Raw genomic sequence first — 17,882 nt, forward strand, 5'->3', positions numbered from 1 at the left:
ACGTGATGTCTCGTTCATTGCCGCAAACGGATGCCGAAAAGCCAAAGCGAAATTTCCGCTGGCCGCCGGGTATTCCGCAGTTAGTCGCCCTGGTGCTGGTGCTGTTAGTTGATAGCCTGGTCGCCAACCATTTCTTTGATATCGTTGTGCAAAACGGGCGGCTGTTCGGCAGCCCGATAGACATTCTTAACCGTGCGGCACCGGTCGCATTACTCGCCATTGGTATGACGCTGGTGATCGCCACCGGCGGTATCGATCTTTCCGTTGGTGCAGTAATGGCGATTGCGGGAGCCACGGCTGCGACGCTCACCGTTGATGGGCATAGTCTGACGGTTGTGATTCTCGCATCGCTCGGTGTCGGTGTTCTTGCGGGGCTGTGGAACGGCATTCTGGTCGCGATCCTCAAGATTCAGCCGTTTGTTGCCACGCTGATTTTAATGGTCGCCGGGCGCGGGGTGGCGCAACTTATCACCGCCGGGCAAATCGTCACTTTTAACTCACCAAATCTCTCTTATCTGGGCAGCGGCTCGCTGTTCTTCTTCCCGACGCCGGTGATTATCGTGCTGGCGACGCTGCTGGTCTTCTGGCTTTTTACCCGCAAAACCGCGCTGGGCCTGTTTATCGAATCGGTTGGGATTAACATTCGCGCGGCGAAAAACGCCGGGGTGAATACACGCCTTGTTGTGATGCTCACTTACGTTTTAAGCGGTCTGTGCGCGGCGATTGCCGGGATTATCGTGACTGCCGATATTCGTGGTGCCGATGCCAATAACGCCGGGTTGTGGTTGGAACTGGACGCAATTCTGGCGGTAGTCATCGGTGGAGGTTCGCTGATGGGCGGGCGCTTTAACATCGCGCTTTCGGTGATTGGTGCGCTGATTATTCAGGGGATGAACACCGGCATTCTGCTTTCTGGCTTCCCGCCTGAGCTTAACCAGGTGGTGAAGGCGGTGGTGGTGATGTGCGTGCTGATTGTTCAGTCACCGCGTTTTATTGCTTTGCTCAAAGGACTCCGTCGCCATGATCAAACGTAACTTGCCGTTGATGATTACCCTGGCGGTGTTTGTGCTGGGATATCTGTATTGCCTGACGCAATTCCCCGGTTTTGCCTCTACGCGGGTGATTTGCAACATCCTGACCGATAACGCGTTTCTGGGTATTATTGCCGTTGGCATGACATTTGTGATCCTTTCCGGCGGTATCGATCTTTCCGTCGGTTCGGTGATCGCCTTTACAGGTGTATTCCTCGCCAAAGCGATTGGTTTCTGGGGATTATCACCGCTGGTGGCCTTCCCGCTGGTGCTGCTGATGGGCTGCGCATTCGGCGCGTTTATGGGCTTACTTATCGACGCGCTGAAAATCCCTGCCTTTATTATTACGCTCGCTGGGATGTTCTTCCTGCGTGGGGTAAGTTATCTGGTTTCAGAAGAGTCGATTCCTATTAACCACCCGATTTACGACACCCTTTCAAACCTTGCCTGGCGCATTCCCGGCGGCGGGCGTTTGAGTGCGATGGGCCTGCTGATGCTGGCGGTGGTGGTGATTGGTATTTTCCTTGCGCACCGTACCCGTTTTGGTAACCAGGTTTATGCGATTGGCGGCAATGCGACTTCGGCAAACCTGATGGGGATTTCAACGCGCAGCACTACTATCCGCATTTATATGCTGTCGACCGGGCTTGCTACTTTGGCCGGTATTGTCTTTTCACTCTATACCTCAGCAGGTTATGCGCTGGCGGGAATGGGCGTTGAGCTGGATGCGATTGCCTCCGTGGTTATCGGTGGCACGCTGTTAAGCGGTGGAGTGGGAACGGTGCTCGGTACGCTGTTTGGCGTGGCTATTCAGGGGCTGATTCAGACCTATATTAACTTCGATGGCACGCTCAGTTCGTGGTGGACAAAAATTGCCATCGGCATTTTGCTGTTTATTTTCATTGCCCTACAGCGCGGCCTGACGGTGCTGTGGGAAAACCGCCAAAGCTCGCCAGTGAAGCGCATTAACGTCACGTCCGGTCAAAGCTGAATCGCTTTGTCTAAACTTTCCCCGGTGATGGTCGATAACACTTAATCGTTCTGTCACCGGGAAAAGAGCATGTTGAAAAATTTGTCTATTCGCACGGGGCTGCTGACTTTGCTGGCAGTTATGACCTTCCTGTTGTTATTTGTCAGCGGCATGGGCATTTTTGCTCTGCAACAAAGCTCAACCTCACTCCAGAATATCAATCGCCTACAGGGCGAGCAGATGGTGCGGTTGTCTGATGGCTATGTTTCGTTGCTACGTGCGCGTAATGGTGCAGGGCAGGCGGTTCGCCAGATGGAAATTGGCCTGCTGGAAGATGCCACCAAATCTACCGATTACGTTGCAAGTGATGTGACGGCGGCTCAACAGCAGCTAAAAGAGTTTATCGACAGCGGCGTGAGTGATGAAGAAGGCAATCGACTGATTCAAAACTTATCGCAAAGCTATGCGGAATATCTCGCAAAAGGCATCAATCCGATGCTTGCAGCACTCACCAAACAAAGCCCCGATGATTACTACGACCTGCTGGAAAAGACGTTGATTCCGCTGTCGCAGAAGTTTGATACCGATGTGGAAATTTTCAAACAGTGGGGCGAGGCGCGCGGAAACAGCGAAGTTGAAGCGGTGCAATTGCATAAGAAAATCGTCCTGACGCTTATTATTATCGCCGCATTGCTCACTGCCGGAATTATCGTGCTGGTGTGGCTGGCTCTACGCCATTTACTGCTCAAGCCGTTAAATCAATCGATTGAACAACTGGAGTTTGTCGCCAAAGGTGATTTAACCCAGACGTTGCCGCCTGCTGGCAATAACGAATTTGGCCGTCTGGCGACGGCAATTACCCTCATGCGAGATTCCCTGATGGAATCGGTGAGCCGCGTGCGTGATGCCAGCTCGCAAATTGATACTGGCAGCCGCGAACTAGCCGCAGGCAACCAGAACCTTGCCCAGCGCACCGAATCGACCGCCTCTTCTCTTGAGCAAACTGCCGCCAGCATGGAGCAGATTACCGCAACTGTGAAACAGAACGCCGACAACGCCGAGCAGGCGCATAAATTAGCGAAAGACGTTTCTGATACTGCCGATCGTGGTAGTGAAATGGTGTGCTATGTGATTGAGAAAATGCGTGATATCTCCAGTAGTTCTGACCGTATTGCAGACATCCTGAGCGTTATCGACGGCATCGCTTTCCAGACCAATATCCTGGCGCTCAACGCCTCGGTAGAAGCGGCGCGTGCTGGTGAGCAAGGGCGCGGGTTTGCGGTCGTTGCGGGCGAAGTTCGTACCCTGGCAAGCCGTAGTGCTGATGCTGCAAAAGAGATCCGCACGCTGATTTCTGACTCGCAAAATCATGTTGGTGAAGGCCGTGAACTGGCGCAGCAAGCCGGGGAAACCATGGATGAAATCGCCGAAGAAGTGATGCGTATGACTCGTCTGGTGAGTGAAATTGCCAGCGCTTCTAACGAACAAAGCAGCGGAATTGAACAGGTCAATATTGCGGTCAGCCAGATGGATGAAGCGGCGCAGCAGAATGCGGCATTGGTTCAGGAATCTACCGCAGCTACGCGTTCCCTTGAAGAGCAGTCGCAGCATTTGGTGGCGGCTATGGCGACATTCAGGTGCTAATGCCGTATTAACATTGATTATCGCCCATAAAAAAACCCGCATTTGCGGGTTTTTGGCTTTTGTAGAGTGGATAAGCGTCATCCACAACCCATCACAACTTATGCGTCCGGGTATTCACGGATAAAGCGTTCTACATCATCGACCATATGTTCGTTACCCACGAAGAATGGGCGGCGCTGGTGCAGGGTTTCCGGGATGATATCCAGAATACGTTCTTTGCCGTCACTCGCTTTACCGCCAGCCTGTTCTGCAAGGAACGCCATTGGGTTACCTTCATACAGTAAACGCAGCTTCCCTTGCGGGTGGCTTGCGGTACTTGGATAAAGATAAATCCCGCCTTTGAGCAAGTTGCGGTGGAAGTCGGCAACCAGAGAACCGATATAACGTGAGGTATATGGGCGTTGGGTGTTTGAATCTTCTTCCTGGCAGAACTTAATGTACTTTTTCACACCCTGCGGGAAACGGATGTAGTTCCCTTCGTTGATGGAGTAGGTATTGCCGGTTTCCGGGAAACGCATACGTTCCTGGCACAGGCAGAATACGCCAAGAGAAGGATCGTAGGTGAAGGCATGAACGCCACAACCGGTGGTATAAACCAGCATGGTTGAAGAGCCATAAACCACATAACCCGCCGCGACCTGGCGGTTGCCTGGTTGGAGGAAATCGGCTTCGGTAACAGGTGTGCCTACCGGCGTAATACGGCGATAGATAGAGAAAATGGTACCGACTGATACGTTTACGTCGATGTTTGATGAACCATCAAGCGGGTCCATCAGCACTACATATTTGGCATGTTCCGCGCCTTCGAAAACAACAATGTCATCTTCTTCTTCGGAAGCAACACCGGCCACAATCCCTCGGGCTTTCAGTGCTGCTTTCAGTTTTTCGTTTGCGAACAGGTCAAGTTTTTGCTGCACTTCGCCCTGAACGTTTTCAGCTCCGCTGGCACCCAAAATATCAACCAGACCTGCTTTGTTGATATCACGGTGGATGATTTTTGCGCCGAGCTTTATTGCCGACAACAAGGCAGTCAGTTCACCGGTTGCGTGCGAGAACTCGTGCTGCTTTTCGACAATAAATTCACCTAACGTTTTCATAACACTTTCCCTGCTTCTGTTAATTAAATGAAACGACTGCAACAATCCTAACAAAGATTCAAATAGTAGCGTACAGGTGAATCGCGCCAGCAAAATACGGAATTAACTTAAATGCGATTTGCCAGCACCCAACATACGGTTAGAATGTGCGCCAAATAATAAAAGGATAGTTTTATGCGTATTCATATTTTGGGTATTTGCGGCACGTTCATGGGCGGCCTTGCTATGCTGGCTCGTTCACTCGGCCATCAGGTTACGGGCTCGGATGCTAATGTGTACCCTCCAATGAGCACTCTGCTTGAAGAGCAGGGTATTGAATTAATTCAAGGTTACGACCCAAGCCAGCTCGATCCGCAACCGGATCTGGTGATCATCGGCAACGCAATGACGCGTGGAAATCCGTGTGTTGAAGCGGTACTTGAGAAAAGTATCCCTTACATGTCTGGCCCACAATGGCTGCACGATTTTGTGTTGCGCGACCGTTGGGTGTTGGCTGTGGCGGGTACGCACGGTAAAACCACCACCGCAGGTATGGCAACGTGGATTCTGGAAGCCTGTGGCTACAAGCCTGGCTTTGTAATCGGCGGCGTACCGGGTAATTTCGACGTCTCTGCTCGCCTGGGCGACAGTCCATTCTTCGTGATTGAAGCTGACGAATACGACTGCGCGTTCTTCGATAAGCGTTCCAAATTTGTACATTACTGCCCGCGTACGTTGATCCTCAATAACCTTGAGTTTGATCATGCGGACATCTTTGACGATCTGAAAGCGATTCAGAAACAGTTCCACCACCTGGTGCGTATCGTTCCGGGGCAGGGGAAAATCATCTGGCCTGAGAACGACACCAACATCAAGCAGACGCTGGCAATGGGTTGCTGGAGCGAGCAAGAACTGGTGGGCGAACAAGGCCACTGGCAGGCGAAGAAACTTAATCCTGATGCATCTAACTGGGAAGTGTATCTGGATGGCGAGCGTGTCGGTGAAGTTAACTGGCAGCTTGTTGGCGAACACAACATGCATAACGGGCTGATGGCGATCGCCGCAGCACGCCATGTGGGTGTGACACCGGCAGATGCCGCGAAAGCCCTGGATAGCTTTATCAACGCACGTCGTCGCCTTGAATTACGTGGCGAAGCGCATGGCGTGACGGTATATGACGATTTTGCTCACCATCCAACGGCGATTCTGGCAACGCTTTCGGCATTGCGCAGCAAAGTTGGCGGCACCGCACGTATTCTCGCGGTGCTTGAGCCACGTTCTAACACCATGAAAATGGGCCTGAGCAAAGATGATCTGGCACCTTCTTTAGGTCGTGCAGACGAAGTCTTCTTGCTTCAGCCTCCGCACATTCCATGGCAAGTGGTGGAAGTGGCAGAAGCCTGTATTCAGCCTGCTCACTGGAGTGCGGATGTCGACACTTTGGCAGATATGGTGGTGAAAACGGCTCAACCTGGCGACCATATTCTGGTGATGAGCAACGGTGGTTTTGGTGGTATTCACCAGAAATTGCTGGATGGCCTGGCTAAGAAAGCTCAGCTACAAGAGTAATGCGACCCACCAATAAAAATGCCCGCAAATTTGCGGGCATTTTTTTAGGCCTGGGTTTCAGCCAGTTCGCGCAGATAAGAGAAAATCTGGCGGTAAGATTTTGGCGGCTTATTTGCTGCCTTCTCTTTTTGTGCGTTACGAATCAGCACACGTAATTGCTGGCGGTCTGCTTCTGGGTAAAGTCTTAACACTTCACTCATTGCATCATCGCCTTCCTCAACCAAACGATCGCGCAGGGCTTCCAGTTTATGGAACAGTGCGACTTGTTGGTTGTGACGGTTTTTCAGTTTATCGAGTGCAACGCGGATTGGGTCCATGTCGCGCGAACGCATCATTTTGCCAATTAACTGAACCTGACGGCGGCGGCCTTCTTTTTTGATTTTCTGAGCCAAATCAATAGCGGCACGCAAATCTTCATCAAGAGGGATTTTGTCGAGCGCATTTTTGCCCAACTCCATCAGTTCCATACCCAGGCGTTTTAACTCCTCGGCATCACGCTTAATTTCGCTTTTACTGACCCAGATAATCTCATCATCTTCGTCTTCATTTTCGTCATCTGGGACGTCGTCGAGCCAGTCATCGGGCTGCTTAGTCATATTAGGCTCCTTAAAAAAAGTGGCTAATTCTACCAGTAAAGCCTGTTCACTGCGAAATTGTTCTGTTCTGGGTTAGACTTAATTCACTCACCTTACATTATGGCAGTAGCGATGAAAGTAAACACGCAAGTAGCACAACAACGTCAGGTTCTGGAACAAGCGGTATCTCAGGCGCTGGAACTGGCTTCCGCTCAGTCCGATGGCGCAGAAGTTGCCGTCAGTAAAACCACCGGTATCAGCGTAAGCACCCGATACGGTGAGGTGGAAAACGTCGAATTTAACAGCGATGGTGCGTTAGGCATCACCGTTTATCATCAAAACCGTAAAGGTAGCGCCTCCACAACCGACCTTAGCCCGGACGCCGTAGCGCGCACCGTGCAGGCGGCGTTGGATATCGCTCGTTACACATCCCCAGACCCGTTTGCCGGTGTGGCGGATAAAGAATTACTGGCTTTTGAAGCGCCAGATTTAGACCTTTTCCATCCAACGGAAATGGATGCTGACCGCGCGATTGAGCTGGCGGCACGCGCGGAAAATGCATCATTGAACGTTGATAAGCGCATCAACAATACCGAAGGCGGCAGTTTTAACAGCCACTACGGCATTAAGGTATTCGGTAACAGCAACGGTATGCTGCAAAGCTACTGTTCAACGCGCCATTCGCTTTCCAGCTGTGTTATCGCAGAAGTTAACGGCGAGATGGAGCGTGATTACGCCTACACCATTGGTCGCGCGATGGAAGACCTCGACAGCCCTGAATCGGTAGGTATCGAGTGCGCCCGCCGCACTTTAGCGCGCCTCTCCCCGCGCAAACTGTCTACTATGAAAGCACCGGTTATCTTTGCGGCTGAAGCGGCAACTGGCTTGTTTGGCCATTTAGTGGGTGCGATTGCGGGCGGTTCGGTTTACCGCAAATCCACTTTCCTGCTGGATTCCCTCGGCAAACAAATCTTGCCGGAATGGCTGACGATTGAAGAGCACCCGCATCTGCTCAAAGGCCTGGCATCTACACCGTTTGATAGCGAAGGGGTTCGTACAGAACGCCGTGACATTATTAAAGATGGTGTTCTGCAACAATGGCTGTTGACCAACTACTCTGCGCGCAAACTGGGTCTGAAAAGCACCGGCCATGCGGGTGGTATCCACAACTGGCGTATCGAAGGGCGCGGTCTGGATTTCGCAGGTATGCTCAAAGAGATGGGCACAGGCTTAGTGGTGACTGAACTGATGGGACAGGGCGTAAGCGGCATCACTGGCGATTACTCTCGTGGCGCATCGGGTTTCTGGGTCGAAAACGGTGAAATTCAATATCCGGTGAGCGAAATTACTATCGCTGGAAACTTGAAAGATATGTGGCGTGAAATGGTCACAATTGGTAGTGATATTGAGAAGCGCAGTAATATTCAATGTGGTTCAGTGCTGTTACCGGAGATGAAGATCGCCGGTCAGTAGAACGGTAATGGGTGCGTCCTGCCGCGTCCTTCTTCGACATAATAAAAAGGTGAGCAAATGCAAATGCGTAAGCAACTGATTGCAATGTTGGCAGTATCGTCGGTGTTATTTACTGGCGCTGTAATGGCAAAAGATGTTGGCGATGACATGGATACCATCGCTGAAAATTACAAAACCGTGTTGAAGACCGATAACGCGGCAGAGTTAAAAACCTCGCTGAATAATATGCGAACCGCGGCGCTGGATGCGCAAAAGGGCACCCCTCCAAAACTTGAGAACAAAGCGGCAGACAGTGCCGAGATGAAAGATTATCGTCACGGTTTGGATTTACTGGTTGGACAGATTGACGGTGCGCTGAAGCTTGCCAACGAAGGCAAAGTGAAAGAAGCGCAGGCGGCGGCAGAAGAATTCAAAACCACTCGCAATGCCTACCATAAAAAATACCGCTAAGCTCATACTGGCCCCTAACCCCTAAGGGGCCGGAACATCTCTGTTTATCTTATAAGGACATCCGATTTATGAAACCGATTCAAACGTTTATTAAAGGTGCCGCTACAGTTTCGCTGCTGGCATTTAGCGTTTTCTCTGCAAATGCCGCGATTTTGCCTGTCGCCGGTGATTTCCAGGCCGATCATTTCTCCGCAAAAGTTGTTTCCGTTGATCAAAAAAATCACGTTGTAGTCCTGGAAGGTGAAGAAGGGAATAAAGTTTCTCTCAACGTTCCAGAACAAGCCGGTACGCTGGCGAATATAAAAGCGGGCGATACTGTAGACACTACCGTTACGCGTTCTGTCGCTATTGCGTTTGATACCGATATTGATAAGTCGGCACCGACTGCGTCCACAACTAAAGGTGAGGAGAAGGCGACCAAAGAAGATCCGCAACATGAAGCCTTCCGCCAGGTTAACGTTCAGCTGAAAATTAAACACATCGATCTGAAAAAGAATGAAATTACCTTCGTAGGGCCAAAAGGTCAGGAAAAAACGGTAACCGTGGAAGACCCTAAAGTTCAGGCGAAATTGAAAGATCTGAAAGTGAACCAAAGCGTGCGCGTGACTTACACTGATTCAATCAAAATCACTGCCCATCCGGCTAAATCATAATAGCTTAAGCTTTACATCCCTCTTTCCGTTTGTGGGAAGAGGGGCCAATAATGAAATAAAGTTTTTATATTGCCAGTAGTGCAGAATTCCTGTTCCCGCCTTCCGCCCCGATCACAAAACCGAATATCCATTATTACTCTAAGGCTAATGATTCATTCCTCACCTTAATTGATACCCCAAATGGGTAGGCGCACAATTTAACCAGACTAAAGCAAATCAAAATGATTGGCTGAATCAGGAGGTTAAATATGTTGTCTGGGCAAACCCCAGCACGGGCCTGGAACACACGTCGCACCGAGAAACAGCGTCGTATGGCTTCCACCAACGTGCAGGGCAAGGTGCTTCCAACCGAAGGCCTTGTCGATATGCTGGAAAAACTGATCGCTCCTGGCGATCGCGTGGTGCTTGAAGGCAATAACCAAAAACAGGCGGATTTCCTTTCCCGCATGTTGGCTGAAGTTAGCCCATCCAAAGTTCACGACCTGCATATGATTATGCCGAGCGTCGGGCGTAGCGAACACCTTGATATTTTTGAAAAAGGTATCGCCCGCAAGCTCGATTTCTCCTTCTCTGGCACCCAAAGCCTACGCATTTCGCAGCTGCTTGAAGACGGTCAGTTAGAGATTGGTGCCATTCATACCTACATCGAACTCTATTCCCGTTTGTATGTGGACCTCGCGCCGAACGTTGCGTTGATTGCCGGTTTTAAAGCTGACCGCAAAGGTAACTTGTATACCGGCGCCAGCACCGAAGATACACCAGCTCTGGTTGAAGCGGCTGCTTTCCACGATGGCATTGTTATCGCTCAGGTTAACGAACTGGTGGATGACGAGTGTGAATTGCCGCGTGTGGATATCCCCGGCTCGTGGATTGACTATGTAGTTGTTGCCGACAAACCATTCTTTATCGAACCGCTGTTTACCCGCGACCCGCGTTTGATCAAGCAAGAACACATTCTGATGGCGATGATGGCGATTAAAGGCATCTACGCTGAACATCAGGTGCAATCGCTCAATCACGGCATCGGCTTTAACACCGCCGCCATCGAACTGCTGCTGCCGACCTACGGCGAACAGCTCGGCCTGAAAGGCAAAATCTGTAAACACTGGACGCTGAACCCGCACCCAACATTAATCCCTGCCATTGAAAGCGGCTGGGTAGAAACCGTGCACTGCTTCGGCGGCGAACTGGGTATGGAAGAGTACGTACGCGCTCGTCCGGATGTGTTCTTTACCGGTGCCGACGGTTCGATGCGTTCTAACCGCGCGTTCTGCCAGTTAGCAGGCCAGTACGCGGTGGATATGTTTATCGGTTCTACCTTGCAGGTGGATGGCTACGCCAACTCCTCTACGGTGACTCGCGGTCGTCTGTCCGGTTTCGGCGGTGCGCCAAACATGGGCCATGACCCACACGGCCGTCGTCATGCAACGCCTGCCTGGCTTGCGATGCAGGCTCAACCGGATCTGATGCAGCGTGGCCGTAAGCTCGTTGTTCAGATGGTCGAAACCTTCCAGGCTGGCGTTAAGCCAACGTTCGTGGAAAAACTCGACGCGGTTGAAGTCGCAAAATCCTCCGGTATGCCGCTGGCTCCGGTCATGATTTACGGCGATGACGTGACCCACGTGCTGACCGAAGAAGGCATCGCGTATCTGTATCGTGCTGAAAGCATGGAAGAGCGCCGTGCGATGGTGGCATCCGTTGCAGGTATCACTGATATCGGTCTGGGTGTTGACGCTAAACGCGTTGCCGCATTGCGCCAAAGCGGCAAAGTGGTGTTCCCGGAAGACATGGGTATTCGCCGCACTGACGCAACCCGTTCTCTGCTGGCTGCCAGCAGCGTGGCGGACTTAGTGGAATGGTCTGGCGGTCTTTATAACCCACCTGCGAAATTCCGGAGCTGGTAATGAAACTACAGCCACAGATTGGGAGTGAAGGCAGCGCTGCATGGCTTGCAAGGGTTGCCACCCAAAGCTTGATCACAGAAGCACGCTTAAGCCCGAAACCTGGTCTCGTGGACAGTCGGGGAAGCGGTGCACATCACGACCTGACACTGGAATTGATGGAGCGCTCGGCGCACAGCCTTTCCCCGACGTTTCATGCGCTTGCATTGCAAAGCTGGCAACGCCCGGCCGATATCGCTCTACGCCAACTTGTAGGTCGGTTAGGCCGAGAAGGTGAAGCACAAATGATGGCGGCTACAGGTGGAGTGAATACTCACCGGGGCGCCATTTGGGCACTCGGATTGCTGGTCGCCGCGGCGGCAATGCACGGCTGTGAAGGCAGTAGTTCAGAGATTGCGGCAAGTGCCGCAAAACTTGCCAGCCTGCCAGACAGCTGCGCACCAAAGGTTTTCAGTAAGGGGTTACTCGCAACACGCCGTTATCGCGTTCCTGGCGCCCGGGAAGAAGCCCAGCTTGGCTTCCCGCACATCATGCGACTGGCACTGCCGCAACTGCGTCGCAGCCGCCAGTCAGGCGCAACGGAAGAGCAAGCCCGGCTTGATGCTCTGATGGCCATTATGACTTCGCTTAGCGATACCTGTGTGCTTTCACGTGCAGGCCTTGAAGGGCTGGAAACTATGCAAAACGGCGCGCGTAGCGTGTTGGTCGCAGGTGGCACAGCAACAGCTCAAGGTCGCGCAGCATTAGCCTGGCTCGATAAGCAAATGCTGGCACTCAATGCCTCTCCGGGTGGGGCCGCAGATTTGCTGGCCGCCACGCTGCTGGTTGACCGCATCGCCTGCGATAACGCGACGCTTACCCCATTACCGCAACATTCACACTTTTAAGAGGGTGTTATGGAACACATTACGTTGTCTTTTCCGGCAACTCGCACCGTTAGCGGCAAAGCGCTGGCGGGTGTAGTTGGCTCCGGTGATATGGAAGTTCTGTTTACCGCGACTCAGGGTGAAACCCTGGCTATCGCCATCACCACATCTGTCGATAACAGCGAGCAACGTTGGCAGGCACTGTTTGAACGCCTTGGCGCATTGTCCAGCCTGCCAGCCGGACAGATGCAGATCCACGACTTTGGCGCGACGCCGGGTGTGGCTCGTATCCGCATCGAACAAGTTTTTGAAGAGGTGACTCATGCGTAACGACAGCAGCTTTATCGAACTTAAAGCGCGTGAACGTGCTCGCCTGCTGCTCGATGACGGCAGCTTCCGCGAACTGCTTGACCCATTCGAAGGCATTGTTTCCCCGTGGTTAGAAGCTCAGGGCATCGTTGTGCAATCTGACGACGGCATGGTCGTTGCCAAAGGCACCATTAATGGCGGCCCGGCGGTAGTGATTGCGATTGAAGGTGCTTTCCAGGGCGGCAGCATGGGTGAAGTGTCCGGTGCGAAAATGGCCGCAGCCCTTGAACTGGCAGCGGAAGATAACCGTAACGGCATCCCGACTCAGGCGGTTTTGTGCCTCGAAACGGGCGGCGTGCGCTTACAAGAAGCAAACCTTGGCCTTGCGGCAATCGCAGATATTCACGCCGCTATCGTGGATCTGCGCCGTTATACGCCGGTCATTGGCGTGGTGGCAGGCACCGTGGGCTGCTTCGGCGGGATGTCTATTGCAGCAGCATTATGCAGCCACTTGATTGTGACTCGCGAAGCGCGCCTTGGCCTGAACGGTCCGCAGGTTATCGAACAGGAAGCGGGAATCGACGAATACGATTCACGTAACCGTCCGTTTATCTGGAGCATGACTGGCGGCGAAGTTCGCTATGAGAGCGGCCTGGTGGAAACGCTGGTGGGTGATGGCGTCAACGCTGTTAAACAAGCGGTGAACGCAGCTATCGCCAAAGGTGTTCCGGCTCAACATCGTACCGATAACTATGACTGGTATCTCGAGCGCCTGAACAATTTCGACACCACTAAACAGGCTGATTCCGAACAGATTAAACAGCTTTTTGGGGAGAAACGCGCATGAGCCAGAAACTGAATCGCGCCGCCATTTGGTTGGACAAACTCACCGCAAACGCACCGCATATGGCTGGCCTGTGTGCTTCAGTACAAGTTGCTGACGGCACCGTTGATGGTAAAGCCGCACGCTTTATCGCGGTCGTGCCGGACGAAAATAACCACTACCCGCGTGCAAAAGGCGGGGAAGTGGGTCTGCTTGAAGGCTGGACACTGGCAAAAGTGGTTAGCGAAACCATCGCAGAAGATGCTGAAAAGTCGGAGAAACGCGCCATTGTGGCGGTGATTGATGTTCCGAGCCAGGCTTATGGCCGTCGCGAAGAAGCATTTGGTATTCACCAGGCACTGGCAGGTGCAGCAGCGGCTTACGCCAATGCGCGTCTGGCGGGGCACCCGGTTGTTGGGCTGATTGTTGGTAAAGCGATGTCCGGTGCGTTCCTTGCACACGGCTACCAGGCAAACCGCCTGATCGCGTTCAACGATTCTGGCGTGATGATCCACGCAATGGGTAAAGAGTCTGCAGCACGAATCACGCTGCGTACTGTAGAAGCGCTGGAAAAACTGGCGGCGACCATCCCACCGATGGCTTACGACATCAGCAACTACGAAACCCTGGGCCTGTTATCCGCTCTGCTGGATATCGCCAGTCCTGAAGCGCCACTTGGTGCTGATATGGACAAAGTGAACGCAGCGCTGGCGACCGCAGTACGCGAAGCCCGCACGGATAACACGCTGAAAAACCGCCTGAATGCGAAAAATCGCAGTAGCTCAGCGCTGGTTCGCGAACGTATGCGAGCAAGCTGGTAACGATTGTAATTAGAGCCAAAAGACAGACCTGCCAGACGATAATAATGGGCGCCGTTAGAGCGCCCAATAAACAACACTCGTCTGAAAATAATAACTATCGCGCTCGTGCCAGATTTCTTTTTTAACTACAGGTGAAGTTATGACTTACGTAATTGTTCATGCTCTTGCGCCCATTTTTGTCATCATGCTGCTCGGCTTTTTCGCCGGTAAAGCAAAGATGGTCGATAACAAAAATGTTTCCTTGCTCAATATCTTTGTAATGGATTTCGCTCTGCCTGCCGCACTGTTTAGTGCAACGGTTCAAACCCCATGGGAAGGTATCGTTAAACAGTCACCAATGAGTGTGGTGCTGGTTCTGGCAATGTGGATTACCTACGCTGCGATTTATTTCCTGGCGACCAAAGTATTCAAAAAATCTCCGCAGGATGCGGCTGTACTGACATTGACCGTTGCGTTACCAAACTATGCTGCACTTGGCCTGCCAATTTTGGGTAGCGTGCTGGGTGAAGGTCCATCAACGTCGCTGTCTGTTGCGGTTTCTATCGCTTGCGGTTCCGTACTGATGACGCCGTTCTGCCTGATGATTCTGGAACGTGAAAAAGCGCGTGCCGCGGGCGAAGCTGCCGGTTCTACACTTGCGATGCTGCCAGTGTTGATGTGGCGTTCACTGAAAAAACCTATCGTTTGGGGCCCGCTACTGGGTGTGATTCTGTCAGCGATTGGCATTCGTATGCCGGACCTGCTGCTGTCGTCTATCAAACCACTGGGGATGTCGGCAACCGCTGCTGCGCTGTTCCTGACCGGTGTGATTCTTTCTGCCCGTAAGCTGAAAATCAACACCGTGGTTTGCACCGCGACCATCACCAAACTGCTGATTCAGCCATTCATCGCCTGGGGTATCGTGCTGGCGTTGGGTCTGAGCGGCCCGATTGCTATCACTGCCATTCTGATGATTGCGCTGTCTGCTGGTTTCTTCGGTGTGGTGTTTGGAAACCGCTTCGGCGTGCAGTCTCCGGATGCAGAGGCCGTCTTGCTGCTGAGCTCCGTGCTCTCTATCCTGTCGTTACCGCTGTTTATCTCTTTGACTTCAGGAATGTAAAACATGAACACACCACGCCCACACGACTTACTCTGGCTTAGCGAAAGCAACGCGCTTGAAGGCGTGAGTGAAGAGTGGGTAGCAAGCCAGTGGCGGCCTCAGCTTCCAGTGGTAGTGCGGCGTGATGTGAATACTGACGCGCGCATTCCGGTAGGTGTTCGTGGAATGCGCCGCGACCAGCGTGCAGCCGGTTGGGTGAATGCCGCAAAGATTAAACGCGTCGTTTCCCCGGAATCACTGGCTTCACGCGAACTCTTAATGAAATCCCCGTTTGTTTCAATGCCGCCTGTTCAGGGGGCTATTCAACTGGCACTGCGTGAATGGCCCTGGGTTTGGGGTATCACTGGTAGTGTAGGTTATGCGCTGGCGACCGAAGTACCGGTACTGCATGCGGATAGCGATCTTGATTTAATCATTCGTTGCCCTGAGCGTGTAGAACGCGAGGCGCTATTGGAATGGCAGCAGGTCATCGGCCAGTTGTTATGCCGTGCCGATACGCAAATCGAAACACCGTTAGGGGCATTTGCGCTGGCAGAATGGTTGCGTGATGGACGCGTGCTGCTGAAAACCAGCAGTGGGCCGCATCTGGTCACCGATCCGTGGATGTCAGGAGAAAAGTAAGGCCTTTCTTTTGTAGAGTGGATAAGCGAGAGCAACATCCACTGTTTACGCCAGCTCTGGCGGGTGACGCGTTGCTTACCCGCCCTACAAAACCTATTCGACGGACGTTGTTGGCAATCATATGAAAATTCTCTTTACCTTTCCCGGGCAGGGAACGCAACGTGCAGGCATGTTGCAGACGTTGCCGCAAAATAGCGACATTATGGTGCGTGTTCGCGCTGTTTTAGGTGATGAAGCCGATTCGCTTGATACGCCTGAAGCACTGAAACATACCCGCGCCGTTCAGCTTTGCCTTCTTATCGCTGGTGTTGCTAATGCGCAGGCGCTGGAACGTAACGGCGTGCTGCCCGATATGGTGTGCGGCCTGTCCATCGGTGCTTTTCCGGCAGCAGTCGTTGCAGGTGCTTTGGACTTTGAAGATGCGCTACGCCTTGTCGCATTGCGCGGTGATTTAATGGAGCAGGCGTATCCGCAAGGGTATGGATTAACGGCGATCACTGGTTTGCAGTTAAGCCAGGTGGAAAAGCTGATAGAAGGTAGCGGGACTTACATCGCCAATATCAACGCCGAACAGCAAATTGTGATTGCGGGCCGTGATAAGGATATGGCGCAAGTCGCGCAACGCGCACTGGCATCAGGGGCGCAGAAGGCGAAGCAACTGGCGGTAAGCGTGCCATCACACTGCGAATTACTGCGTGAACCGGCGCTGAAGCTGCAACAGGCTTTTGCCGATGTGACACTGACTCGCCCGCGTTGTACTTATCTCAGTGGCAGTACTGCGCGAGTGGCCTGGCAACCAGAGAAAATTGCTGAAGATTTGGCGCTGAATATGTCGCGTACCGTACGCTGGCGCGATGCGATGATCGCCGCTAACGAACGCGATGTGCGCCTGGCAATCGAAATGCCACCGGGAAGTGTGCTAACAGGTCTGACGCGACAGGCATTTCGTGAAGGTGAAATGTTGTGTGCAGAACAAAACAGCGTGGAGCTGATTAAACGCCTGGCTGAGCGCGTTAAAGAACTGCGTTAGGCGTATCAATAATCGAGCGGGCGTACATGCGCCCTTCGGCGGCCAGCGCCAATAAATTCGGGTCAAGCTCGCGGTTACGGGCAAAAACAATCGCAATAGATTGCTGCATTTGATAAGGCTCGGCGAGCTTGAGCAGTTGCACCGAATTTTCATACACTTTCTTCATTCTCCCCGGCATTAACGCCAGTCCCACACCTGCCTGTACCAGGCTTATCATCGAGAAAATATCGTTCACGCGCGTCACAATCTCGGGCTCAAAACCTGCAATGTGAAACGCTTCCTGGAAACCGTTATAGGTCGCAAATCCTTCGGCTAATGAAACAAATTTTTCGCTGTGGTAATCACGAAGATCTGCAAATTTGCTGGTATCGAGTGGGAAAGTACTGGATGCGGCGAGGAAAATATCATCCTGAAATAATGGCAGTACCTCCAGGCGGTTACGGTCGATTTCGCTTTCCGAAATAGAAATCAGAATCGCGTCAAGTACGCCATCTTCAAGCATGTTGAGTAGCATTTGATTGGAACCCATGGTGAGATCCATCTCAAGTTCAGGGCGGCGCAATTTCATTCCCATAATCAGACGCGGCACAGTTTCTAGCGTCAACGAATAGAGCGTGCCGATGCGCAGTCTTCCTTGCCCAACACCCGCCGCCTGGCGCGTTTCTTCAATACCACGCGCCATCAGCGCTACGGCTTCCTGGCTGTGTTCGAGCAGAGTGTAAGCCGATGGCAGAGGCACCAGGTTGCGGCCTTTATGGATGAACAGCGGGCAGCGCACGCCTTCTTCAAGCGTATGCAACGCGCGATGGACACTTACACCACTAATACCAAGCGTTTCAGCGGTACGGGCGATGTTCCCCTTTTCCATAAACGCAATAAAAATCTCGAGTTTACGGAAGGTGATTTCTGCATCTATTTTCATTAGTTTTCCGAATGTTTCACCCAGTAAGATTGCCATAAAGTACCCTAAA

18 protein-coding genes are annotated in these 17,882 nt (G+C 52.4%); 15 read left to right on the forward strand and 3 right to left on the reverse strand.

The window, feature by feature from the left end; translation table 11 throughout:
• Positions 1-2: 2 nt before the first annotated feature.
• The 3 genes from ytfT (at position 3) to M979_RS19985 (ending at position 3,645) form a co-directional block, all read left to right on the forward strand.
• Complete coding sequence (gene ytfT / locus M979_RS19975) at positions 3-1,034, forward strand: galactofuranose ABC transporter, ATP-binding protein YtfT (protein ID WP_198528583.1); 1,032 nt, start codon at positions 3-5, stop codon at positions 1,032-1,034.
• Positions 1,021-2,022, forward strand: a complete 1,002-nt coding sequence (gene yjfF, locus M979_RS19980; RefSeq protein WP_034461244.1) for a galactofuranose ABC transporter, permease protein YjfF — start codon at positions 1,021-1,023, stop codon at positions 2,020-2,022. Before ytfT ends, yjfF begins: the two co-directional genes overlap by 14 nt.
• A gap of 69 nt (positions 2,023-2,091) precedes the next feature.
• Positions 2,092-3,645 carry a methyl-accepting chemotaxis protein gene (locus M979_RS19985; protein WP_064556149.1) on the forward strand — a complete coding sequence of 518 codons (1,554 nt, stop codon included), beginning with the start codon at positions 2,092-2,094 and terminating at the stop codon, positions 3,643-3,645.
• A gap of 98 nt (positions 3,646-3,743) precedes the next feature.
• Here the strand turns inward: M979_RS19985 and fbp are convergent, their stop codons facing one another.
• Entirely contained in the window at positions 3,744-4,742 is a 999-nt protein-coding gene (gene fbp / locus M979_RS19990; RefSeq protein ID WP_034461247.1) for a class 1 fructose-bisphosphatase, read from the reverse strand.
• Between the two features lie 174 nt (positions 4,743-4,916).
• Between fbp and mpl the strand changes: the two genes are divergently transcribed.
• Positions 4,917-6,290 carry a UDP-N-acetylmuramate:L-alanyl-gamma-D-glutamyl-meso-diaminopimelate ligase gene (mpl, locus tag M979_RS19995; protein WP_064556150.1) on the forward strand — a complete coding sequence of 458 codons (1,374 nt, stop codon included), beginning with the start codon at positions 4,917-4,919 and terminating at the stop codon, positions 6,288-6,290.
• Between the two features lie 44 nt (positions 6,291-6,334).
• Here the strand turns inward: mpl and yjgA are convergent, their stop codons facing one another.
• On the reverse strand, positions 6,335-6,886 hold the full coding sequence (gene yjgA / locus M979_RS20000) for a ribosome biogenesis factor YjgA (RefSeq protein WP_034461249.1): 552 nt from the start codon (positions 6,884-6,886) through the stop codon (positions 6,335-6,337).
• A gap of 99 nt (positions 6,887-6,985) precedes the next feature.
• Between yjgA and pmbA the strand changes: the two genes are divergently transcribed.
• The 11 genes from pmbA to mdcH all read left to right on the forward strand — a co-directional run bounded on the left by pmbA (position 6,986) and on the right by mdcH (position 16,911).
• Positions 6,986-8,338 carry a metalloprotease PmbA gene (gene pmbA, locus M979_RS20005; RefSeq protein ID WP_034461250.1) on the forward strand — a complete coding sequence of 451 codons (1,353 nt, stop codon included), beginning with the start codon at positions 6,986-6,988 and terminating at the stop codon, positions 8,336-8,338.
• Between the two features lie 63 nt (positions 8,339-8,401).
• The gene (gene cybC, locus M979_RS20010) at positions 8,402-8,788 is read left to right on the forward strand and encodes a cytochrome b562 (RefSeq protein WP_034461367.1); all 387 of its coding nucleotides are present in this window, start codon (positions 8,402-8,404) and stop codon (positions 8,786-8,788) included.
• A 68-nt stretch (positions 8,789-8,856) separates the two neighbouring features.
• Positions 8,857-9,441 (forward strand): hypothetical protein, encoded by a 585-nt coding sequence (locus M979_RS20015; RefSeq protein WP_034461251.1) that lies wholly within the window; start codon positions 8,857-8,859, stop codon positions 9,439-9,441.
• 248 nt (positions 9,442-9,689) lie between these two features.
• Positions 9,690-11,345 carry a malonate decarboxylase subunit alpha gene (gene mdcA / locus M979_RS20020; protein ID WP_064556151.1) on the forward strand — a complete coding sequence of 552 codons (1,656 nt, stop codon included), beginning with the start codon at positions 9,690-9,692 and terminating at the stop codon, positions 11,343-11,345.
• On the forward strand, positions 11,345-12,229 hold the full coding sequence (locus tag M979_RS20025) for a triphosphoribosyl-dephospho-CoA synthase (protein ID WP_034461254.1): 885 nt from the start codon (positions 11,345-11,347) through the stop codon (positions 12,227-12,229). Before mdcA ends, M979_RS20025 begins: the two co-directional genes overlap by 1 nt.
• Before the next feature lie 9 nt (positions 12,230-12,238).
• Entirely contained in the window at positions 12,239-12,538 is a 300-nt protein-coding gene (gene mdcC / locus M979_RS20030) for a malonate decarboxylase acyl carrier protein (RefSeq protein ID WP_064556152.1), read from the forward strand.
• Positions 12,531-13,364: a biotin-independent malonate decarboxylase subunit beta gene (locus M979_RS20035; protein ID WP_034461257.1), complete on the forward strand. Its 834-nt coding sequence runs from the start codon at positions 12,531-12,533 to the stop codon at positions 13,362-13,364. Before mdcC ends, M979_RS20035 begins: the two co-directional genes overlap by 8 nt.
• On the forward strand, positions 13,361-14,161 hold the full coding sequence (gene mdcE / locus M979_RS20040; protein ID WP_064556153.1) for a biotin-independent malonate decarboxylase subunit gamma: 801 nt from the start codon (positions 13,361-13,363) through the stop codon (positions 14,159-14,161). Before M979_RS20035 ends, mdcE begins: the two co-directional genes overlap by 4 nt.
• 139 nt (positions 14,162-14,300) lie before the next feature.
• Positions 14,301-15,260: an AEC family transporter gene (locus tag M979_RS20045; protein WP_034461260.1), complete on the forward strand. Its 960-nt coding sequence runs from the start codon at positions 14,301-14,303 to the stop codon at positions 15,258-15,260.
• 3 nt (positions 15,261-15,263) lie between these two features.
• The gene (locus M979_RS20050) at positions 15,264-15,881 is read left to right on the forward strand and encodes a malonate decarboxylase holo-ACP synthase (protein ID WP_064556154.1); all 618 of its coding nucleotides are present in this window, start codon (positions 15,264-15,266) and stop codon (positions 15,879-15,881) included.
• 121 nt (positions 15,882-16,002) lie between these two features.
• Positions 16,003-16,911 (forward strand): malonate decarboxylase subunit epsilon, encoded by a 909-nt coding sequence (gene mdcH / locus M979_RS20055; RefSeq protein ID WP_064556155.1) that lies wholly within the window; start codon positions 16,003-16,005, stop codon positions 16,909-16,911.
• On the opposite strand, the gene M979_RS20060 is transcribed toward mdcH, so the two are convergent.
• Positions 16,895-17,833, reverse strand: a complete 939-nt coding sequence (locus M979_RS20060; protein ID WP_064556191.1) for a LysR family transcriptional regulator — start codon at positions 17,831-17,833, stop codon at positions 16,895-16,897. The genes mdcH and M979_RS20060 overlap by 17 nt on opposite strands.
• Between the last annotated feature and the right edge of the window lie 49 nt (positions 17,834-17,882).

This window comes from Buttiauxella noackiae ATCC 51607 (assembly GCF_001654865.1).
Classification (GTDB): domain Bacteria; phylum Pseudomonadota; class Gammaproteobacteria; order Enterobacterales; family Enterobacteriaceae; genus Buttiauxella; species Buttiauxella noackiae.

Excerpts from the sequence above, each read along its gene's own strand:
- yjfF (WP_034461244.1), top strand. The coding sequence starts at position 1,021 with ATGATCAAACGTAACTTGCCGTTGATGATTACCCTGGCGGTGTTTGTG.
- M979_RS19985 (WP_064556149.1), top strand. The coding sequence starts at position 2,092 with ATGTTGAAAAATTTGTCTATTCGCACGGGGCTGCTGACTTTGCTGGCA.
- fbp (WP_034461247.1), bottom strand. The coding sequence starts at position 4,742 with ATGAAAACGTTAGGTGAATTTATTGTCGAAAAGCAGCACGAGTTCTCG.
- mpl (WP_064556150.1), top strand. The coding sequence starts at position 4,917 with ATGCGTATTCATATTTTGGGTATTTGCGGCACGTTCATGGGCGGCCTT.
- yjgA (WP_034461249.1), bottom strand. The coding sequence starts at position 6,886 with ATGACTAAGCAGCCCGATGACTGGCTCGACGACGTCCCAGATGACGAA.
- pmbA (WP_034461250.1), top strand. The coding sequence starts at position 6,986 with ATGGCAGTAGCGATGAAAGTAAACACGCAAGTAGCACAACAACGTCAG.
- cybC (WP_034461367.1), top strand. The coding sequence starts at position 8,402 with ATGCGTAAGCAACTGATTGCAATGTTGGCAGTATCGTCGGTGTTATTT.
- M979_RS20015 (WP_034461251.1), top strand. The coding sequence starts at position 8,857 with ATGAAACCGATTCAAACGTTTATTAAAGGTGCCGCTACAGTTTCGCTG.
- mdcA (WP_064556151.1), top strand. The coding sequence starts at position 9,690 with ATGTTGTCTGGGCAAACCCCAGCACGGGCCTGGAACACACGTCGCACC.
- M979_RS20025 (WP_034461254.1), top strand. The coding sequence starts at position 11,345 with ATGAAACTACAGCCACAGATTGGGAGTGAAGGCAGCGCTGCATGGCTT.
- mdcC (WP_064556152.1), top strand. The coding sequence starts at position 12,239 with ATGGAACACATTACGTTGTCTTTTCCGGCAACTCGCACCGTTAGCGGC.
- M979_RS20035 (WP_034461257.1), top strand. The coding sequence starts at position 12,531 with ATGCGTAACGACAGCAGCTTTATCGAACTTAAAGCGCGTGAACGTGCT.
- mdcE (WP_064556153.1), top strand. The coding sequence starts at position 13,361 with ATGAGCCAGAAACTGAATCGCGCCGCCATTTGGTTGGACAAACTCACC.
- M979_RS20045 (WP_034461260.1), top strand. The coding sequence starts at position 14,301 with ATGACTTACGTAATTGTTCATGCTCTTGCGCCCATTTTTGTCATCATG.
- M979_RS20050 (WP_064556154.1), top strand. The coding sequence starts at position 15,264 with ATGAACACACCACGCCCACACGACTTACTCTGGCTTAGCGAAAGCAAC.
- mdcH (WP_064556155.1), top strand. The coding sequence starts at position 16,003 with ATGAAAATTCTCTTTACCTTTCCCGGGCAGGGAACGCAACGTGCAGGC.
- M979_RS20060 (WP_064556191.1), bottom strand. The coding sequence starts at position 17,833 with ATGAAAATAGATGCAGAAATCACCTTCCGTAAACTCGAGATTTTTATT.